Source organism: Leptolyngbya sp. FACHB-321, from assembly GCF_014695975.1.
Taxonomy (GTDB): domain Bacteria; phylum Cyanobacteriota; class Cyanobacteriia; order Leptolyngbyales; family Leptolyngbyaceae; genus Stenomitos.
In genome coordinates this window covers 22,655-41,178 of the sequence record NZ_JACJPI010000070.1, presented here as the reverse complement: position 1 = coordinate 41,178, position 18,524 = coordinate 22,655, and the positions used below count along the sequence as shown (strand labels likewise).

Genomic DNA, 18,524 nt, shown 5'->3' with positions numbered 1-18,524 from the left:
CGCGGTCAGGCTGAACCATTTTGAGTGGGTGAAAGCGCCTTGCCATTACCATTCAACTTTTCTGACTTGCCTGAGCTAGAGGTAGGAAAGTTTGTCAGCGGTAGCTTGCTTGGAGAGGGCTGGAACGAACGATTGCTGGCAGTATCAGGCGCGATCGCTTTCTTAGCAGGTACGCTCTCTTCTTCGGGATGCCAGCTTGGGCGTTCAGCTAACTGAGCATAAAGAGACAGTGCCTGAGCCACTACTTGATCCATGTTGTAGTACTTGTAAGTGGCAAGCCGTCCGACAAAGTGAACGTTGGGTGTGGCATCAGCCAAAGCTTTGTACTGCTTGTACAGTTCAGCATTTTCAGGACGAGGCACGGGATAGTAAGGGTCGCCCTCTGCTCTAGGATATTCGTACACAAGGCTGGTCTTTTGATGCTCTTGCCCAGTCAAATATTTGAACTCTGTGACACGAGTATAGAGATGCTCATTGGGATAGTTGATCACTGCTTGGGGCTGATGCACTTGTTCGTTCAACGTTTCGTGTTTGAACTCAAGCGATCGATAGGGTAGTTTGCCATACCGATAATCAAAATACCCGTCAACAGGTCCCGTATAAATCATCTCCTTGTAAGGAATGACGCCTTGAATCTCACGGTAATCCGTGTTGAGCATGATTTTAATATTGGGATGCGCTAACAGTTTCTCAAACATTCGCGTATAACCGTGTAGCGGCATCGCTTGATAGGTATCGGTGAAATAGCGATCGTCCCGGTTAGTGCGAGTAGGCACACGAGCGGTCACCGATTTGTCTAGATCAGATGGATCAATACCCCATTGTTTGATTGTGTAGTTGCGGAAGAACTTTTCATAGAGTTCGCGTCCCACTTTGTTAACTACTACATCTTCAGAGGTGCGAATCTGCTCTTTTGGTTCAGCAACAGAGGCAAAAAATTCTGTCAGCTCAAAAGCGGTTAGATTCAAGCCATAGAGCTTATTAATCGTATCCAAATTGATTGGCATTGGCACCAGTTGACCATCTACGCTGGCAAGCACCCGATGTTCATACTGTCGCCATTCGGTAAAGCGAGAGAGATATTCAAACACATCACGCGAATTGGTGTGGAAAATATGGGGACCATACTTATGCACCAAAATGCCGTCTTCGTTGTAATGGTCATAGGCATTGCCACCAATATGATTGCGAGTATCGACAATCAAGATTTTTTTGTCGCTCTGGCTTGCTAGACGCTCTGCTAAAATGCTGCCAGCAAAGCCTGCACCGACGATGAGATAGTCGAACATGGGTCTATATCCTTGTAGTAAATAATTTAAATCGGCGATCGGTTAACGTTAGTGATCGCAATGGGCTACTTGCGTGATGAAACAAGTTCAGTAGCCGTAGACGTTTCTTCTTGTTGTATGCTGCTTTTTCCCTGCTTTGGGGCGGCGATCACAGCTTCAATCAACTCGTTCATCGCTTGCCAGGTCAAATCCCAAGAGATTTGTGATAAGAAAGCATCCACTCGGTTCAACCAATCATTATTGGTTTGGCTTTGAGCTAACGCTTTTTCGATCGCTGTCACAAACTCTGGTACCGTATCAGCTATATAAACCAGTTCCTCATCACCATAAGGTCGTACTACATCCCGAATAGACGTAGAGACAACGGGTTTACCGGCTGCAAGGTATTCTGGCGTTTTAGTTGGGCTAATAAAACGGGTTGATTCATTACGGGCAAAGGGCAACAGCGCTACATCCCACCCTGCCAAATAGCTAGGTAATTCTTGATAAGATTTGCCGCCTAAATAATGAATATTGGGATACTTGGGTAAGAGCGCCGGGTCAATTTTGACAACGGGACCAATGATGACCAAGTGCCAATCGGGTCGTGTTTGAGCTATACCCTCTAGCAGAGCAAGATCCATCCGCTCATCAACCACACCATAAAACCCTAAACGGGGATGGGGGATCGCTGCTTGGTCTGATGGCTCTTCACCAATTACCCTTGCCTGAGCAAAGTGGGCTGCATCAATACTGCTGGGAAACGCATGAACGCTGGAATGCTGATGCTGTTTAGCTTCGTAGAGGCTAAGCCCGCCTGTAAAAACTAAATTAGCTAGCTCAAAGAGATGCGCTTCGCGGGTTTGCAACTCTGGATGCGCTCCTTGAAAGGCAGATAACTCATCCATGCAGTCATAAACAATGGCTGAAGCATCTAAGTGATGAGTGAATGGCACTGCCATCGGGTTGTAATACCAGAGAATTGGGGTTTGGATTTGAGCCTCTGCAATCAAGGCATCAACTAACAGCCGTTGCAGTGCGATCGCCTGGTCTTCACTCAAACCTTGAGGCAAGTGTGGCACTACAACCCAAACACCACACTCACGCCTGCTGATGTCTAAATAGTAAGAATCATCTGGGCTATCGAGCGGCTCCTCCACAACAAATACTCTGCGAGCTTGTGCACAACGGCTAAGTAAATGTTGGGGGCGTTGATACACAAAGTCCCATCGTAGATGAGAGAAACAAACTAGATCAGATACGCTGGTATTAGATTCTAAAGATTCTAAATCCGTCTTTTCAGACCACTTCAGATAAATAAGGTTTTGTTCAAGTTGAAAAGGAATATCTGAAGACTGCTTTTCTGATGCGTCCTTTTCTTCAAAGCGCTGATCCGAAGCGGGATATGTGGACATTGATTACCTCATAAATCACGAACTTAGTGAGCGGATGAGACTCACACAGAAACTAAACCTTTCAAAAAAGTTATGCAGTTTTCAACCAGGAGCCAGGTTTAAAAGTTAACCTGTAGATCCCGCAATCTAAGTTCCATGCTCAATAAACTGAAACCAAAGATTTCATTTATGTTGCAGAAGCGCTAAATTGCTAGATTGTTTTTCGCTGAAGTATTGACTGCTTAAAAAATAACAGTTTTAGCTCAGTTTAAGTCCCTCCTGCGAGAAGAACTTAGCTCATTCCTAAGTAAGGCTATTTTGCTGAAATTGTAAAAAATAGGTGTACTCAACGATACAACGATATATACGGCTTTCACTATATCTCTTTAGAGGTAAAGGCTCAAAAGCTCTATTTGTAAGGGTTTTAAAGAACTGGGTGTTGCTGCGTAGTGGGTTCGTTCCGCTAGTTTTGAAAAAAGCTTCAAACCTTTTAGCGATCGTCTCCTCACATTTCAGCAACCCCAGTTATTGCAGTCGAGCTGGCTGCAGAAGTTAGCTTGCTTTACTAGCACCTGTCATTTCAACATCTGAACTGCATTCAAAAATACGTTTTTCAAATGGTGGTATAGCCCTAGCAGCAAAAGGGTAGCTTTTGGTCAAGAAAGAAATCGATAGTGAACATAATGATCTAGTAAACGTTCCAATCTGCGACTTTGTAATCGCGGAGAATGGACTCAGCCTGATGAATTTCTTCCTCTGAGCCTTCAATCATGACAAGGTAGTTTCCTTGATGGAGTTGATCGCTATATAAGCTAGCTTGAGCATCAGGAATACCCATTTGAGATAATGCTTTAACCAGGTTATTTGCGGCTACTGCTGCAACCCCAGTACTGGCAACCGTTGCTGCTAATGCTGCTGCAAAGCTTCCCGCAGCAAGCACAACTCCAAGACCAGGTAATGCCAAACTTGTTAGCCCTAACATCGTAAAGCCAGTTGCACTTATCGTTGCAGTATTGCTAACAGCGCTTTGGGTCGCATCAACTTTGGTATCGCCAACTTGATTGCTGATCTCAACATTACCTGGTGTTTCAGCTTCTGGGTTTAAGTCTCGACCAACGACAGAGATTTTGTCCATTGGAAAGCCAGAGCTATGCAATGCCTTGAGCGATCCTTCTGTATTTTCGTGACCCGAAAGGATTCCAAGTGCACGTTTCTGCTGAGTATTCACCATTTTTCTCCTGTTTACTTTTCACTTATCGATAACAAAGCACAGCTATTAATAGCTCTGCCGCAGGCACTTTTGCTGGTTCTACTGCATAAACCATTTCTTAATCCAGCAACGTTTGGATGGCAGCCGCAGTAGAAAGATGTTCATTTCCCAGTTCCATTCCAGAATGCACCTGTAGTTTTATCGCTTGCTGATTAAACTGCCCTGCTGCTTGGATATGAGCCGAGGTAAAGAGTTGCTCTACTTGCCTAAAAAAAGTAGCCGAAATTGCTTCTTTGGGTTCGGCAGGGGTTTTACTACTCTTTGGTGCTTATAAACTTAAAATATAAATCTCGCTGTTCTCACAAACCTCTGTCACTGGACGATCGCAATCTTTATGTAAGACAGAGCTTGTGTTAAAGAAACCAGTATCTCTTGATACAAAAGCTGCTGGTGATTTACTACTTGCAATTAGAAAAGAAAGGAGAATCTATGGGATAGCTGTAGCTAAAAAAGATTCCCTGTTAGTTGCTAACCCTACTCAACAGTAGGTTATGCGAGGTGTGACTAACCTACCCTTCTCCTCTCTGGTGCTTGCTTCCTGCAAGTAGCTTGCTAGCGGTAAACCCTCCTCCGCAAGGAGAAGGGCTTTGAGACCATTCCAGTTCACTTGTCCACTAAGAGAGGGCTAGGCTTATAGCTTGCTTCCCGAAGGATAGGTAGCCTAAGCAGATACTTAAGAAAGGTTGCACATTGCAGGACGTTACACATACTGTCTCTTGAAACAAAAGCAACCTCTCTAAAGCACTAGCATCTAACTATCTTTCTTGATTGACATAGGCGGTTTGGATGCCTCATTTGTGGTGTACAGCCTTGGCTCACCTAATGGAGGGACAGGCGCTTCACCTAAGGGTTCGGGGTTTGCAACGTATTCAAATTCTCCTTTGCCATCCATTGAAGGTCCTTTTGCCCAGCGACCTTCGGCGCTTTCTTCACCCTTAGAGTGGTTCCAGAACTGATAAGCATGCTGCGACTTCTCTAAGTCTTGAGGGAATGAACTCGGAACAGGCGTTGTTTCAAGCCCAGAAGATTCCAGATCTTCGATCGCAGCCAGCCATTGGTTTTGGTGCATGGTGTCGCGGGCAATCATGAAACTAAGCGTGTCTCGTACTCCAGGATCATCTGTCATTTCATACAGACGCACTGCTTGCAAGCGACCCTGTGACTCTGCATGGAGGTTAGAGCGGAAGTCAGCTAAGAGATTACCGCTTGCTACAATGAATCGCCCGTTCCAAGGGAAGCCAACACTGTCAGATGCTGTAGCCCCTAAACCTGACACAATTGAATGCTGTGGATTCATGCTACTAGCGATGATATTGGTGATCGTATCCCGAGGATTTGAACCACCCATCACAGCACCGATAACTGAATCTTTAGCACCTTCCTCCTGGGTTTTGAGGGGAGCACCATCAAGCAAGTGAGCAATCATGGTCGCCAGCATCTCGATATGCCCAATTTCCTCAGTCCCAATATCAAGCAGCATATCTCGATACTTTGCGGGACCCCGGCAATTCCAGCCCTGAAAGAGGTACTGCATCATTACCGTCATCTCGCCAAAGGTGCCGCCAATCAGTTCTTGAACTTTTTTAGCGTAAAGCGGATCAGGTCGCTCAGGCGCTGTGTAGTATTGCAAACGCTTATCGTGATAAAACATTCTAATTCTCCTGAATCAAATTTTCATTCAACTTTTTGAAAAGCCAAAACCTGCTCTTTAGAATTACTATCTCAGAGAGCATTGGCAAAAAGAAAATGGCAACGAAATGGCTCTAACTAATAACCGTTTTAACGTCCTTAAAGTTTGAATTAATCAGTCTACGGTTGCATGAGAAGAAGAGAAATTAATTGCCTTTTATAAGGCAAAACACTTAAATATTCTCAGGTTTATCCAGCAACAGAGAGACGAATGAAAATAATTTTGAGATAAAGCAGCTGAATTGATATCCAAACCTCAAAAATGGCTCTGGGCGTAGGTTTTGGCTCCAGTCTAGATTTGAAGCTATAAAACTGTGAAACAGCTTAAATCCTTTGCTAACAGTCTCTCAAGCGATTAATCTATTAACCAAAAGTTAGTATAGACGGAAACAAACAAAGAGAAGAAGCGCTAATCCTTTGCATAGAGAAAGTTGCTTCCTGTCAAGCAAATCTTTACTGCGATCGCTACACTTCTTCTCTTTCCTTTTTTATGCCAGTGTCAAAATAGATACTAAGCAATTTATAGCAGCAGCTAATTCAGCCACTTAGATAGTTTGTGGCGTCCAGGTTGGTCCCTTAGAACGAGGACCATCAGGTGTCCAAAGAAGCGAATCAATACACATACGGCGGGCTTGCATTCCTGTATCCCAAGCGTGGTAGACCAAATACTCGGTTTGATCATCGGGACTAGCCACGATCGAGTTATGACCGGGACCCAACACATAATCTGGCACTGAGCGCAGCACCCGCGCACCCGCTTCATTACCAGCATCGGTATAGGGACCCATCACCTGATCGGCAACACCATAATCAACGCCATAGCTTTCAGTTTCCCACCGTCCACCGCTGTAAAAGCAATAATAGCGATCGCCATGTTTACGAACACAAGGACCTTCTAACGTATGCCAATCGTAGATATCATCATACATAGGGCGATCTGCCAAAAACCGCTGCCAATCGTGACGAGCGCGGAGAACCACGTTTGCTTTGCCCTCTAGCTTCGTCATCGTGTTGAGGCGATCGACCATCAGAGCTGTTCCCGCCCGAACACCATTGTCAGTATCTAGAAAGTCTTGAGCGTAAAAGAGATACCATTGCCCATCATCATCTTGAAAGGGACTGGGATCGATCGCAAATGGGCAGGTTTTGGGGTCTAATAACGGCTCACCTGTATCCTCATATGGTCCCAACGGATCAGTACTGGTGGCAACTCGCAATTGATGGTGTTTATCCTCATGCCCAATGGAGTAGTAGAGGTAAAAAGTGCCATCACAGTAGGCAACTTCGGGTGCCCAGAAGTTATTGCCCAAAGTAGGATCGGGTCGCAGCAACGCTTTCCCAGCAGAGTGCCAGTTCACCAAATCATCAGACTGAAGCAGTGGAAAGACCCGCTGCTGAGACTTCTCCTCCACCTGCCCTGCTGCTTCTGCGGGACCAGTGCCGATCGCATAGTAGACACCCTGATGCTTCCAAACAAAGGGGTCAGCGAAATAATCTTGATAAACCGGATTGGTATAGGTGTTCATAATGACTTATAACGGCACATTTAAGAAAAGACTACCTGAACCAGCCTTTCCTACTCACTTTAAAGAGTAAAAGTATAAAAGCCTCACCACTTCACCCGGGCTGAATGCAAATTTTCTTGGATGAACCCTCGCTTGTTAGAAGCAAGCGCATGATCCACCAATACTTTTAGGGTCGTTGTATAGCTATCGTTTAGCATTCGACGCCCGTAGCCAATTACTTTGCCAATCTTTCCTGCTTTTTAATCTAGTACGTACTCGCCAATTTCAAACATAATGTTTATGCTTTCTACACAGTTAATTAACGAGTTTTTCTGAGTAGATTAGCTCTTTTCAAAGAGACAATAGCGTTCCTATCTGGGTTGTAAGAATGGATTCCAGTAGGAGCGTTTCTCACGAAGCGTCTCAATCTCATAACTGATTTAAGGCTGCTATAGAATATTAATTACAAGTTAGGTTGAATAGCGTTAAATTCAACACCAGCCTTAACTTGTTTGAGTCTTATTAAACTCAACCTAAGCTTCACTCAGGCTTTCAAAAAAATGGTCTGGGGCTACACAACGCTAAGTATGATTAATGCCTGAGATAACAACTTCAGTCCTTCAGCCTGTCTTCTCTCACCGCTAGATAGAGGCTGATATAAAGTGTGCTGGTGCTCTCTGTCATAGTGTAGCGATCGTGACAGTAGGGTCGCCAGCATGTCTATCGTTACCAAACAAATCTGTGAAAGGTGTTCTACTGTAGAGCACCTTTCAGATGCTTAGTGGCTGCATGAATCTGCTTAATACGCGAAGTTGATATAAGTTTCGACTTCACTGTCTGCTAACTGATCTACAACTCTGCATCGAAGTAGCTCTTGTATTTCTGGCGATAGGCTTTCGTAATAAGCCCGTGGCAGTGTGAGATCTACTTTTTGAGTATGAAGCCAGTGCATAACATAACCCATCACAATCATAGGTCGGGGCTGTGGCGTTAAGTTAGGCGTACCCCGATGCAGTGCCAGGGGCGATCGAATCATGACATCACCTGGCTGCATATAAAATTGCTCCATCGGAATTTCACCGGCATGGATCTTAACTAAGCCTTCCTCACGCGACATCACATGAGTACCACGCGCCATCTCAAACGGACCATTTGCCTCTGTTACTTCAACTAGCGAAAAATTCACTGCCAGCGCATACAGTGGGGTCACAATTTGATCAGAAAACAGTGGACGGAAATCGCGATGAATCTCCTGATACTGTGAACCTTGCAAGGGGATGTCAGCCGCTAGCTGCACCAGCTTGTACTCTTGAAAAAAGACGCGATTGAGTACTCCCCGGATGATTGGATTGGCATATACAGCCGGGTCCGCAAACGGTGCTACCCAGGGCAACGTTGCATAACAGCGCGCCTGACCACGGGGAGCCAAACCACCAGGTCGCTGTTGCCGCTCTTGAAATAAGGCATCGAAAGCGACTTTCCAGCGATCAATCAGGTCACGATCGAATAAGCCACGAATGACACAAATACCATCTCGATTCAGCTCTTCTGCAAACCGATCTAGCTCACTCTCGGTAAATACAGTCTCTACACTTTGTACCAACTTACTATCCGCTCCAATTGGGAATGCGAGGGTTAAATTCATCTCTTTGGTAGAGAAAACGTAACCCTCTATACATTCCTTATTGTCCCCAATCGCAAAAGCAGAATGACGATCTAACCAGCAATTCTTCAAAAAACTCAATTTCTTTAAGTCAATAGAATTGAAGCCTTATCTTAAGCTGCTCTTGAGTTTTTACCTTAGCTTGAAGGATTAGCTTGCTCGTCATGACCCTGCTCACGAAGTTCCAGCAAGTCGGGTTTAGCGAGAAAGCCAAAGTAGGTTGCGATCACAGCGGTACCTGCATGTAGCCAGAGATCATTACCAAAGAGAGGGACTAAACCTAACATAGACTGAGTTGGTGGAAACAGTCCTAAGATGGTGAGCAGCCCGTAGAAAAGCGCTAATACTCCACTAAAAAGGCGGGCACTACCCAACGAGAGAGAAGCAAAAATACCTAGCAGCCCCACTGTAAGGTGAACAATGTTGTGCAACACATTGATCGGGAATAGCCCCATCAAGTAACCGTACCCCTCTATATAGCTGAGGTTCACTGCATCTGGGTCAGCGATCGGAGGTTTAACCAAGTCTGGAATAAATCCTGCCACACCGATCAACACGAAAATGATGCCAATAGTCAAAGCAAAGTATTGTCCTGCTTTCATGATTAAGCTCCTAAAAATTTGTGTTCTTTGAATACTCCACTTTGGTCATTCGTACCTGTTAGATTGATGCCAACAGAGATACCAACTGCGATCGAAAGGTTGCCAAGTAAAAACTGGAAGGCAAATGCCATAGCAATATCTGCAATCAAAGCAGTAAAAAAAGTGATCCTGCAAGAAATGTCAGTGCTAATTAATCGCTGTTAGCTACTTAAACCAACGGCAGATAATGCAGCTAATGCATTACTTCAGGCCGGTATTAAGCTGCTAGCAGCGTTGTTGCAAAATGCTGAATCATACATTTTTCTTACTGAGTTCTATGGGGCGAATGAAGCGCGATATTAGAAGTCTCAACTTGTGCTTAAGCAAGTCCTTCTACTAACGTATTCGTTGCGCTTTAATCCACCCTCTATAAAAAGATCAGGGGCACTGCATTTCTCAGGGGAGAGCTTAAACTAACTTCACAATGTACATACAATACATGGCGCAACAGAAAGGGGCGCAGCAATGCTACACCCCACAAGCTCTTTAATTCAAGCAATCTGCTGGACGTAATGTGCTGAAAGCAATTACATAGCTACCATTTGCTGTTGAATTTTGCTTTTGGCAGCCTTAAATTCAGTTGCCATTTGTTCTTTTTGTTCACTACTGCAATTTTTATCAATGGCAGCAAACAGAGTGCTTTCTTCTTGGCGGATATGATCACCGACAGCATCCATTAACGTTTTAATCTTTGAGCGGAACTCGTCGGCTGCATGAGGATCACTCGCTTTGATTTCATCCAGCATACGCTTCATCTCAGCCTGCTCATCGTATAGTTCCTGCGTGTCGCCATCGCCGTAGAACGATCGCACATTAGGGTAGACTACTTCTTCTTCAGCTTGTGCATGGGTCAAAAGATCTTTGTAGAGCTGCCCAAAATACTCTTGCAGCTTTTGGGGATCTTTTGTGGCTCCAATTTCAGTGAAAATGGTATTTACCTTATTGTGATCCAGCCGAATCAACGTCTGAATGTTCATGTCCTTCTTGTCAGAGTTTTGGGTGATGACGCTCCCAGCAATACCCGATAAAGCCGCAACTGCATCTTGTACTCGTGCCCACAGCCCCTGTTTGGCTTCTTTACCCGTCATTTCTCGAACGCCTGCTTGCTCCAGCATCCCTTTAAGCTGTTCTTGGTGAGCACGGCTCTCGAAGTTAACGGTGTTTAAAGGAGTAATTGCCACTTCGATATCAGCCCCTACCACCTGAGCAGCCTTATGGATCATGATGCCACTCATGGTTTGACCATGCTTCATCAATTCGTGGTGGAGCAGTTTTTGATAGAACGTAAACTCATCGCCTGTCATCGTCTGCTCAGACTGCTGCGTAAAGGTTTTGGTTGCGGCACTTGGCTCTGCTGGAATGCCATACTGGACAATCACTGTTTCGATAATGCCCAGGTTTTTTTGGTCATCCTGAAGCATATTCTGAAGGCGATCGCGAATATCGGCATCAGGACAAGCCTCTATAAGCTTTTGATCATTGGCGATAATCAAATTTTGGAGGGCTTTCAAATCTGCTAGCCGTTCGCCAAGTGTCATTCGCTTTGTATCATCTAACGTTGCAACCATGATTTATTCCCCTATTGAAAGTTACGATTGAAAAAAAGAAAACTACTGTGATGCTATGCTTTGCACTCACTAATCACACGCTCTAAATCCATTCAACTCATCTACCCGGAAGTAGCCATCATCCAAAATGGGCAATTGAGCCTCTGGCGCGACCACTTCAATCGTTTCTAATTTCAGTGGCTCAATTAAAAGACCTAACTTGCTCTGTACTTCTAAGTCAGAAAGCAGTTGATGAAGTTCGTTAATTGATTGGTGAATCATTGCGACGTTGCTCTGTTGTTCTGAGTCAATGCTCATAGGTTGTTTACTGATCATTAATTTCAGCTTCAAGCACTAACAGGTACAGCTAATTTCTGATGTCGTCGCAGCAAGACTGGTTTCTTCGGTCGGTTTAGATGGTCAAAGCGATCGCTAAGCCAGTCGAACCCTTTGCCTAAGCATTGAGAACAAACTTCTCCATACCCGTTGCCTTGGTCATCGCAGGCAATAACTCTGGCGGGTGCAACCTCAAACGATTGCTTACATAACCAACAAGATTGCTGCTGAGGCAGACTTTTGTTGCATTCAATTTGAAGTTTCATAACCCCTCACATTTATAGCTGTTAAAAAAATGGTTTTAGGACATCACTGGTTAGCTGGTTGATTACCTGTATGGCAAAGACGCAATTAAGGTAACCGCATCCATTTGTATGGCTTGCTTCCTACAAGGTCTATCCTTTAAGCTGCATCCTTTTTTCTAAGAAGTCTTTCCTCTGGGGAGAAACACTTCAACAGACTTTCTACCCCCTTTTCCATTCGGAGAGGGCTAGGGTTAAGGCATCCTTACAGACGTTCCAGGGTTGCACACTACGCAACATGATCTGCCCCTCATACCTCAATTCAGCGATGCCAATTTTGCAAACGTAAAATGCAAATCTAAAACCTTGTTATGGTTTCAGCATATAAACTTGCTTTTTCAATTGCCTCTGGCTTGGGAATGAATGCAGCAATGTTTACCTGTGATGCTCCATACACAAACTAAGGTAAACAGTCTTCAGTCAACCAAAATCTGACCGTTATACCCAGCGGCGTTATAGCGATCGAGCACCGTTTGAGCGATTGTGTGTGCCTCTCCCAGAGTGACTAATGCAACACATGCGCCTCCAAAGCCTGCTCCTGTCAGACGTGCGCCAAAGACACCGGGAGTGCCCTGCAAAAGCTCTACTAGCGTGTCTAACGCGGGTACAGAGACTTCATAATCATCTCGCAGGCTAACGTGGGATGCATTCATTAATTCACCAAATACAGGAGCCGAAACACCGTCTAAAGCCTTTAAAACCCGGTTGTCTTCGGTGACTACATGACGGGCACGTTTACGGATAGGTTCAGGTAAGGCTTCTACTGCTTGAGGATCGCTAATGTCTCGTAATGCCTTCACGCCCAACTGACGGGCGGCGGCTTCACACTCCGATCGACGTTGGTTATAGCCACTGCTCGCCAGCGATCGCGCTACACCACTATCAATCACTACAATCTCTGCCCCAGCAGGAAACGGTAGAATTTGGCGATCGAGTGTGCGAGTATCTAGAAACAGCATATGCTCTGTATCGGCAAGGCTGGATGCCATTTGATCAAGAATGCCACAGCTTACGCCTGCATATTGAATTTCTGCCTGTTGCCCCAATTGAGCAATCTGTACATCATCAAGGTCAAGCTTGAGGAGCGATCGCAAAGCTCGCAGCGTTGCCACTTCTAATGCCGCGCTGCTAGACAAGCCTGAGCCGATCGGCACTGATGAGGTGACAAAAACATTAACAGGAGGGCTTTCATAGCCTGCTTGTTTCAATACTTGAATGCAGCCGTTGACATAGCTGGCAAAGCCTTCGAGAGCCATTGCTGTTGGCTCAACATCAATCCGTTCCTCTAATTCAGCAGAATAGAAATGATGGCGATCGTCGGGGCTGTATCCAATTGAAACGTTTGTTTGTTGTGGAATTGCCGTTGGCAGCACAAAACCATCGTTGTAGTCAGTGTGTTCGCCTAACAAATTCACGCGACCCGGCGCACTTGCTTCAATATCAGGTTTTGTCTGAAAGATTTGTTGAAAGTCCATCATCGTTCAAGGGGTACAGGGCGCAGCCGACCTTCAATTTCAACATGAGGAAAGTGAGTGTCAAAACTTAAATTCTCCAGGCTGTGATCCGCATTTAAGACAAATGTATCTTCAATCTTTGCACCCGGAATGCTGGGATTCCAGGCAATGATCATGTTTGCAGCCAAACGATCGCTGGTTTCCGGCGTTGCGACAATTTCGCGTGCCCCATAGCCTGCCGTACCGCCCTGATGATGCTCTTGAATAGCGTGTGGATAGCCCTGCTGTTCATAGGCTGTCGCTAGTGCGTTATACACCTCATTTAAGGGCGCTTCTACTTGAGAATGCTTGAGCGCCACTGCCTCAATTTCCGCAATGGTACGATGCAACTGCTTGTCTTCTGCCGTGAAGCCACCAAAACAAACGAAGCGAGTCAAGCTCACGATCAACCCACTACCGCGAGCGCAAAAGACCAGCATTGCCTGCCGTCCGATCGTCTCTCCACTGGGTAAGGGATGGCGGTAAAGCGGCAAGCGGCGATCGCCTGCTGCCAGTGTCAAGGCAGGGTGTAGACCACGTGCCCATAGCGCTTCTGCACCCGCTCCAGCAAGCTGATATTCTGTCCAGGTTGGTTGAGCCTGCGTTAGCACCTCTGTCATTGCTTCGCTAGCAAGCCGCCCAACCTGCCGATAGCGTTCCAGTTCTCCGGGCAACATGATGCGCCTATGGTGCAGCAGCGATCGGGGTAATGCTGCTTCTGCTTGAGTGGGGCGATCGCTTAAAACCTTGCCGTTACTGGTAGTCTCACGCACAAAGGCTTCGCGATCGCGACTCTGTGCCCACGGGCTAACGTGACACTGATAGCCAGCATCAGCTGGAACCTGTTCATCTTTTAACCGTTGCGCTTCAATCTCATCAGTAAGAATCCAGGCAGCTTCGTCCGTCACCAGCACTTCAGCGACTCCTGTTTCTGCCGCCAGTAGCACTGTATTAGAACCACCCGCCGTTGCCCAAGCAAACCAATCTGTTCCACGCAGACGGATGCCAGCGGCTCCAGTTTCGTGCAGTGCGTCCCGCATTAACTCTAGCTTGCGGGCAATTTCGTCAGATACATTCATAGTGTTGGCGCTCATGGCGTTAAAGTACCAGATTCTTTCATCGTTGCCTGGATTAAGAGTACTCCAATGCTTATCAGTAGAACGCCAGAGCCAAGAAAGCCAAGATCCCATAAAAGTTCATGGGCACCTGGTTTCAGGTGATGAATGCCTAGAAGGTGGTGATCGAGAATGCCCTCAACCAGGTTAAAGAGCCCTGCACCTAGCAGTAACGCACCCAGAAACACCCGACCCGACCAGGCATCCTTTGCTTGCTGTCCAGCACGCCAAAGTAGAAAAATGCCAACCAACGTAAGCAACCAATCAAAGAGGTGGAATAAACCATCGCCAAAGGTGTTTAGTTCCATGCCAGCGATCGTCATATCGGTTTCAATGCTGGAAAACATATGGTGCCATTGCAGCAGTTGATGAAAAACAATGCCATCAAAAAAACCGCCCTGTCCTAGCCCCAGAACAAGTCCGGCTAGGATTAAGGGGCGGTAGCTGAGAGGATTTTCCTGTGCTTGAACCTGGCTGCTGACGCTTGCTGGGTTAGTTGTTTCCATCATTTCCTTACTTCACTGCTTGCTTGCTTCACTACCGTCTTATGTTGTTATTGACATTGTGAAAGCAGACGGCATGAAGAAGACCCAATCAACCTGTTTACGCCAGTAATCACGTGTTGGATTGCCCGCTCTGCTGAGGCTCTGCCGAGGATTCTTGAGGACGTTCTGTAGCAGCAGGATTAACCTCTGTACCCTGCGCGTTGAAAGGATAGCCTTCCCCTTCGCCTAGTAGATCTTCTGGATTAGCGACTGGCGTTGTAGCAGCAGAATCAAGTTGTCCATTGTCGTGACTTTGTTTGATTCCACCACCTTTATGACTGGCATGACCACTGCTCATAAGGGTTGCTCCATTTTTGTTCTAGTACATACCAGTTCTTTTTGAAGAGACATAGAATTGTTGATTAATTGGGTTAAGCACATGAAACCAACAATAGTCTTTGCTCTGCTGGGTTCTATTCGGCTTCACTCCGTTTTTATTCTATGTAGCTTCATCCGAAGTTGGTATGAGTTACTTCCTTATTAGAAAACACCTTTAGCCATTGCACTTCATTCTTAACGCTGACTCTGCTCAAGCAAAATGGGTATCCAGCGTTACATGAAGTTGTGCTCAGGTACACAACTGATGAGAGCATATTTTTGCGATCGTCCCCTTCAAACCGGCACGACCTGTTCTAGCTCAACAGTTACTGCTTGTAACTCTTTTGCTTTTGCCTCGGGCAACGCATCGTTCGCAAACATTCCGGCAGCAAGTTCTGTTCCTGCCAGGTACTTGAGTCTGTCTGACGTGCGGTAGGGTGGGTAAAACTCCGCGTGTAGATGCCATTCGGGATGAGGTTGTCCATCGAGTGGAGCCTGAAACCATGCCATCAAATAAGGGAAGGGACGATTCCACAAGCCGTCATATTTAAGCGTCACGGTTTTGAGGGCTTTGGCAAGGCTCGATCGCTGCTCTGCGGTCAAATCCATAAACGTAGCAACGGGTTTAATCGGCGCAATCCAGACTTCGTATGGATAACGGGCGCACACGGGGACGAAAGCGATCGCCCACTCATCTTGATACAGCACCCGTTGCTGATCAGAAATTTCGTTTTGAATTAAGCCTTGCAATAAGCCCTGTTGATGCTGCTGGTAATAGTCAAGTTGGCACTCGCCCAACCGCGCCGGAACTGGTGGCACAAAGGGATAAGCGTAGATTTGTCCGTGAGGATGATGTAGCGTTACACCGACTTCAACGCCTTTGTTTTCAAACGGCAGGACGTACTGAATTTGGGGATGCTCGCTAATGGCACGAGTACGATCGCTCCACACCTGAAACAGGAGTTCCAGATGATCTAGCGGCAAAGAACTCAATGATGCCTCTGGGTCTTGGGTAAACACAACGACTTCACAAGCGCCGTTTGCAGGCAGCGTCTCCACAATAGTTGAGGGTGCATCTGCCGCTAAGGGCGTTAACGAGGGAAAGCGATTAGGGAAAACCGCAATGTCATAGTTTCCCTGTGGCAGTTCGGTCGGGAACTGAGGGTCTTTGGTTGGAGCCAGCGGATTATATTCAGGGGGCGGCATAAACGTCCGCCCCTGTCGATGGCTAGCATAGGCAACCCACTCACCGCGCAGGGGATGCCAGCGCAGGTGAGGATTCGCTTGAACGGGGTCGTTGCTTGGACTAGGGGCAATAATCCCCGCCGCAATGGGTTGGCGACTGTACAGGATGAGGTTGCGTCCGTCTGGCTTTAAGAGCGTCTGAGAATACATCTTCCATTTGTGACCATGCCACTTTGACAGATTCTAGAAGGATAGTATCGTCCTCGTTGTTAATGCCCCTTCCCAAAGTGGCAGATGCGATCGCCTCTAACGGAAACTTAGGGGTGCGATCGATATAAAGCAGTCCATTGGCCTCCTGGAATGTGTCGGTCAACTGGGTGTAACAGAAGCCACTAAACATTTCCACTTTGTTCACCGTTTGTAACAGCGCAGTGTATTGCAGTTGCAGCTCTGGAGCATTGTGGGAGCGAGTGTAGCCCCAAGTGTGAGGATTCTCTTCGGGCTTTGTGAAGGCAATGCCACCAAACTCCGTCAGCATAATCGGCTGCCCCTGATGTGGGTAGCCATCCAGCGTGAGCACGCGACCACCCGGACGCTGGCGATCGAACAAATCTGATAGCTTCACTTCAGGACCATAGCGTTTAGCTAAGCGCAACGGCTTGGTGTCGTAGTCGTGAATTGCCAGGATATCGGTAGCTGTACTTTCCCAACCATCGTTGCCAATGACAGGTCGAGTGGGATCGAGCGTTTTGGTGAGATGGTAGAGCGCCTGTACACAGTGTTGGTGTGCCGGAGTTGCCGTTAGATCGGGCACACCCCAGGATTCGTTAAACGGCACCCAGACGACAATACAAGGATGGCTGGCATCTCGCTCGATCGTCTCTGTCCATTCTTTCATGAGCCGTTCGACCGCTTTAGGCGTAAAGCGATAGGCACTGGGCATTTCTTCCCAAACCATCAGCCCTAGCACATCTGCCCAATAGAGAAAGCGAGGATCTTCAATCTTCTGGTGCTTCCGCACGCCATTAAAGCCCATCTGCTTGGCAAGCTCGACATCACGCCGCAGTGCCTCATCTGAGGGAGCGGTCATCAGCGTTTCTTCCCAATAGCCCTGATCTAGCACTAGACGTAGATAGTACGGGTGCCCGTTCAGCATGAAGCGATCGCGCTGGATGCTAACCGTCCGCATTGCCGTGTAGGATTGCACTACGTCCACGAGTTGCCCCTGACACCAAAGCTGAATGTCAGCATCAATGAGGGTTGGCTTTTCTGGACTCCACAGCAACTCGTTGCGGTAGTCGTCAATGCCTGGGTCAGACAAGGCAATGCGGCGATGAATTTCACCGTTTAGCACTTCATAGGTATCGTTAACCAGCAGTTGGTTGCCCACGGTTAGCCGCACCTTTAGCTGCATTTCTTTCTGAGTTTTGCCCGCCACAAATGCCTCAAAGCCAATCTCCCAACGGTCAAAGTGGGGTGTCCACTTGAGGCGATCGATGTAGGTCTGTGGTACTTGCTCTAGCCACACTGTTTGCCAAATGCCACTGGTGCGGGGATACCAAATGCTATGCGGTTCTCGCTGCCAGTCTTGCTTGCCTCTGGGTTTTGCCAGGTCATGCGGGTCGTCTTCTGCCCAGACCGTCACCGTTTGGCGTCCTTCTGGGTGCAAAACCGCCGTAATATCCATTGAAAAAGGAGTATGCCCGCCTTCGTGGTCAGCCATAAACTGCCCATTGACCCAAACCCGCGCCCGGTAATCGACGGCACCAAAGTGCAGCAAAACGCGATCGTCCCCAGGCATTACATCAAATTCGCGCTCATACCAGCAATTAGTATGAAACCCAGTGTTGTGAATACCACTACGGATAGATTCGGGAGCGAAGGGAACTTCTATAGACTGATCCCAAAGCGGAATGTTACTGGGGCGCGTATACTGCCCTTCATCATCGTAAGTGAACTTCCATGTACCGTTAAGGGAAGTCCACTGAGAGCGTTGAAGTTGGGGGCGGGGATACGCTAAATCGGTCTGCAATCTGGTTGTGCTCGCCAGATCGCACGGATATTGTTCTTCGAGACATTTACCGAAGGTTTTCATGAGGGACTCAACCAAACTGCATCTGCTAAGGATGCCCTGTTAGGCACCCACATATACTATTTTCGCAGCTATTTAGGATTCATTACTCAGAATTTAATTGTTATTGCATGATCTGAACCGATGTTGCTGGTTCAGCCGATTCAGTGATCTGTTTCTGA

At 46.8% G+C, this 18,524-nt stretch carries 17 protein-coding genes; all 17 read right to left on the bottom strand.

What is annotated here, in order from left to right:
- Nucleotides 1–5: 5 nt before the first annotated feature.
- The 17 genes from glf to H6F76_RS18980 all read right to left on the bottom strand — a co-directional run bounded on the left by glf (nt 6) and on the right by H6F76_RS18980 (nt 18,366).
- A complete protein-coding gene (gene glf, locus H6F76_RS19055; protein WP_190510670.1) occupies nt 6–1,289 on the bottom strand; it encodes a UDP-galactopyranose mutase in 1,284 nt (427 codons plus the stop codon).
- 65 nt (nt 1,290–1,354) lie between these two features.
- A complete protein-coding gene (locus tag H6F76_RS19050; protein ID WP_190510669.1) occupies nt 1,355–2,683 on the bottom strand; it encodes a glycosyltransferase family 1 protein in 1,329 nt (442 codons plus the stop codon).
- Nucleotides 2,684–3,350: 667 nt separating this feature from the next.
- Nucleotides 3,351–3,893 (bottom strand): hypothetical protein, encoded by a 543-nt coding sequence (locus tag H6F76_RS19045; protein WP_190510667.1) that lies wholly within the window; start codon nt 3,891–3,893, stop codon nt 3,351–3,353.
- 790 nt (nt 3,894–4,683) lie between these two features.
- Nucleotides 4,684–5,583, bottom strand: coding sequence for a manganese catalase family protein (locus H6F76_RS19040; RefSeq protein WP_190448319.1), 900 nt, complete (start codon nt 5,581–5,583; stop codon nt 4,684–4,686).
- Nucleotides 5,584–6,166: 583 nt separating this feature from the next.
- Nucleotides 6,167–7,147 (bottom strand): glycoside hydrolase family 43 protein, encoded by a 981-nt coding sequence (locus H6F76_RS19035; protein WP_190510665.1) that lies wholly within the window; start codon nt 7,145–7,147, stop codon nt 6,167–6,169.
- 778 nt (nt 7,148–7,925) lie between these two features.
- Nucleotides 7,926–8,771: a phytanoyl-CoA dioxygenase family protein gene (locus tag H6F76_RS19030; protein WP_199322213.1), complete on the bottom strand. Its 846-nt coding sequence runs from the start codon at nt 8,769–8,771 to the stop codon at nt 7,926–7,928.
- Nucleotides 8,772–8,926: 155 nt separating this feature from the next.
- Nucleotides 8,927–9,391: a DUF4383 domain-containing protein gene (locus tag H6F76_RS19025; protein ID WP_190510663.1), complete on the bottom strand. Its 465-nt coding sequence runs from the start codon at nt 9,389–9,391 to the stop codon at nt 8,927–8,929.
- 2 nt (nt 9,392–9,393) lie between these two features.
- Entirely contained in the window at nt 9,394–9,540 is a 147-nt protein-coding gene (locus H6F76_RS30030) for a hypothetical protein (RefSeq protein ID WP_206754397.1), read from the bottom strand.
- A 417-nt stretch (nt 9,541–9,957) separates the two neighbouring features.
- Nucleotides 9,958–10,998, bottom strand: coding sequence for a hemerythrin domain-containing protein (locus H6F76_RS19020; RefSeq protein WP_190510661.1), 1,041 nt, complete (start codon nt 10,996–10,998; stop codon nt 9,958–9,960).
- Between the two features lie 69 nt (nt 10,999–11,067).
- On the bottom strand, nt 11,068–11,295 hold the full coding sequence (locus H6F76_RS19015) for a hypothetical protein (protein ID WP_190510659.1): 228 nt from the start codon (nt 11,293–11,295) through the stop codon (nt 11,068–11,070).
- A 29-nt stretch (nt 11,296–11,324) separates the two neighbouring features.
- Nucleotides 11,325–11,579, bottom strand: a complete 255-nt coding sequence (locus H6F76_RS19010) for a hypothetical protein (protein WP_190510657.1) — start codon at nt 11,577–11,579, stop codon at nt 11,325–11,327.
- 452 nt (nt 11,580–12,031) lie between these two features.
- Nucleotides 12,032–13,090 carry a galactokinase gene (gene galK, locus H6F76_RS19005; protein ID WP_190510742.1) on the bottom strand — a complete coding sequence of 353 codons (1,059 nt, stop codon included), beginning with the start codon at nt 13,088–13,090 and terminating at the stop codon, nt 12,032–12,034.
- Nucleotides 13,090–14,202, bottom strand: a complete 1,113-nt coding sequence (locus H6F76_RS19000; protein ID WP_199322211.1) for a M24 family metallopeptidase — start codon at nt 14,200–14,202, stop codon at nt 13,090–13,092. Before H6F76_RS19000 ends, galK begins: the two co-directional genes overlap by 1 nt.
- Entirely contained in the window at nt 14,199–14,729 is a 531-nt protein-coding gene (locus H6F76_RS18995) for a DUF2243 domain-containing protein (RefSeq protein ID WP_190510739.1), read from the bottom strand. The genes H6F76_RS19000 and H6F76_RS18995 overlap by 4 nt, the downstream gene beginning before the upstream one ends.
- 109 nt (nt 14,730–14,838) lie before the next feature.
- Complete coding sequence (locus tag H6F76_RS18990) at nt 14,839–15,066, bottom strand: hypothetical protein (RefSeq protein WP_190510655.1); 228 nt, start codon at nt 15,064–15,066, stop codon at nt 14,839–14,841.
- 314 nt (nt 15,067–15,380) lie between these two features.
- Nucleotides 15,381–16,481 (bottom strand): galactose-1-phosphate uridylyltransferase, encoded by a 1,101-nt coding sequence (galT, locus tag H6F76_RS18985; RefSeq protein ID WP_190510653.1) that lies wholly within the window; start codon nt 16,479–16,481, stop codon nt 15,381–15,383.
- Entirely contained in the window at nt 16,393–18,366 is a 1,974-nt protein-coding gene (locus H6F76_RS18980; protein ID WP_190448329.1) for a glycoside hydrolase family 2 TIM barrel-domain containing protein, read from the bottom strand. The genes galT and H6F76_RS18980 overlap by 89 nt, the downstream gene beginning before the upstream one ends.
- Nucleotides 18,367–18,524: the final 158 nt, after the last annotated feature.

What these genes read in the sequence shown, in the direction of transcription:
- H6F76_RS19040 (WP_190448319.1), bottom strand. Translation starts at nt 5,583, where the DNA reads ATGTTTTATCACGATAAGCGTTTGCAATACTACACAGCGCCTGAGCGA.
- H6F76_RS19010 (WP_190510657.1), bottom strand. Translation starts at nt 11,579, where the DNA reads ATGAAACTTCAAATTGAATGCAACAAAAGTCTGCCTCAGCAGCAATCT.
- H6F76_RS19015 (WP_190510659.1), bottom strand. Translation starts at nt 11,295, where the DNA reads ATGAGCATTGACTCAGAACAACAGAGCAACGTCGCAATGATTCACCAA.
- H6F76_RS19025 (WP_190510663.1), bottom strand. Translation starts at nt 9,391, where the DNA reads ATGAAAGCAGGACAATACTTTGCTTTGACTATTGGCATCATTTTCGTG.
- glf (WP_190510670.1), bottom strand. Translation starts at nt 1,289, where the DNA reads ATGTTCGACTATCTCATCGTCGGTGCAGGCTTTGCTGGCAGCATTTTA.
- H6F76_RS19000 (WP_199322211.1), bottom strand. Translation starts at nt 14,202, where the DNA reads ATGAGCGCCAACACTATGAATGTATCTGACGAAATTGCCCGCAAGCTA.
- H6F76_RS19030 (WP_199322213.1), bottom strand. Translation starts at nt 8,771, where the DNA reads ATGAATTTAACCCTCGCATTCCCAATTGGAGCGGATAGTAAGTTGGTA.
- H6F76_RS18995 (WP_190510739.1), bottom strand. Translation starts at nt 14,729, where the DNA reads ATGGAAACAACTAACCCAGCAAGCGTCAGCAGCCAGGTTCAAGCACAG.
- galT (WP_190510653.1), bottom strand. Translation starts at nt 16,481, where the DNA reads ATGTATTCTCAGACGCTCTTAAAGCCAGACGGACGCAACCTCATCCTG.
- H6F76_RS18980 (WP_190448329.1), bottom strand. Translation starts at nt 18,366, where the DNA reads ATGAAAACCTTCGGTAAATGTCTCGAAGAACAATATCCGTGCGATCTG.
- H6F76_RS19035 (WP_190510665.1), bottom strand. Translation starts at nt 7,147, where the DNA reads ATGAACACCTATACCAATCCGGTTTATCAAGATTATTTCGCTGACCCC.
- H6F76_RS19050 (WP_190510669.1), bottom strand. Translation starts at nt 2,683, where the DNA reads ATGTCCACATATCCCGCTTCGGATCAGCGCTTTGAAGAAAAGGACGCA.
- galK (WP_190510742.1), bottom strand. Translation starts at nt 13,090, where the DNA reads ATGGACTTTCAACAAATCTTTCAGACAAAACCTGATATTGAAGCAAGT.
- H6F76_RS18990 (WP_190510655.1), bottom strand. Translation starts at nt 15,066, where the DNA reads ATGAGCAGTGGTCATGCCAGTCATAAAGGTGGTGGAATCAAACAAAGT.
- H6F76_RS19020 (WP_190510661.1), bottom strand. Translation starts at nt 10,998, where the DNA reads ATGGTTGCAACGTTAGATGATACAAAGCGAATGACACTTGGCGAACGG.
- H6F76_RS19045 (WP_190510667.1), bottom strand. Translation starts at nt 3,893, where the DNA reads ATGGTGAATACTCAGCAGAAACGTGCACTTGGAATCCTTTCGGGTCAC.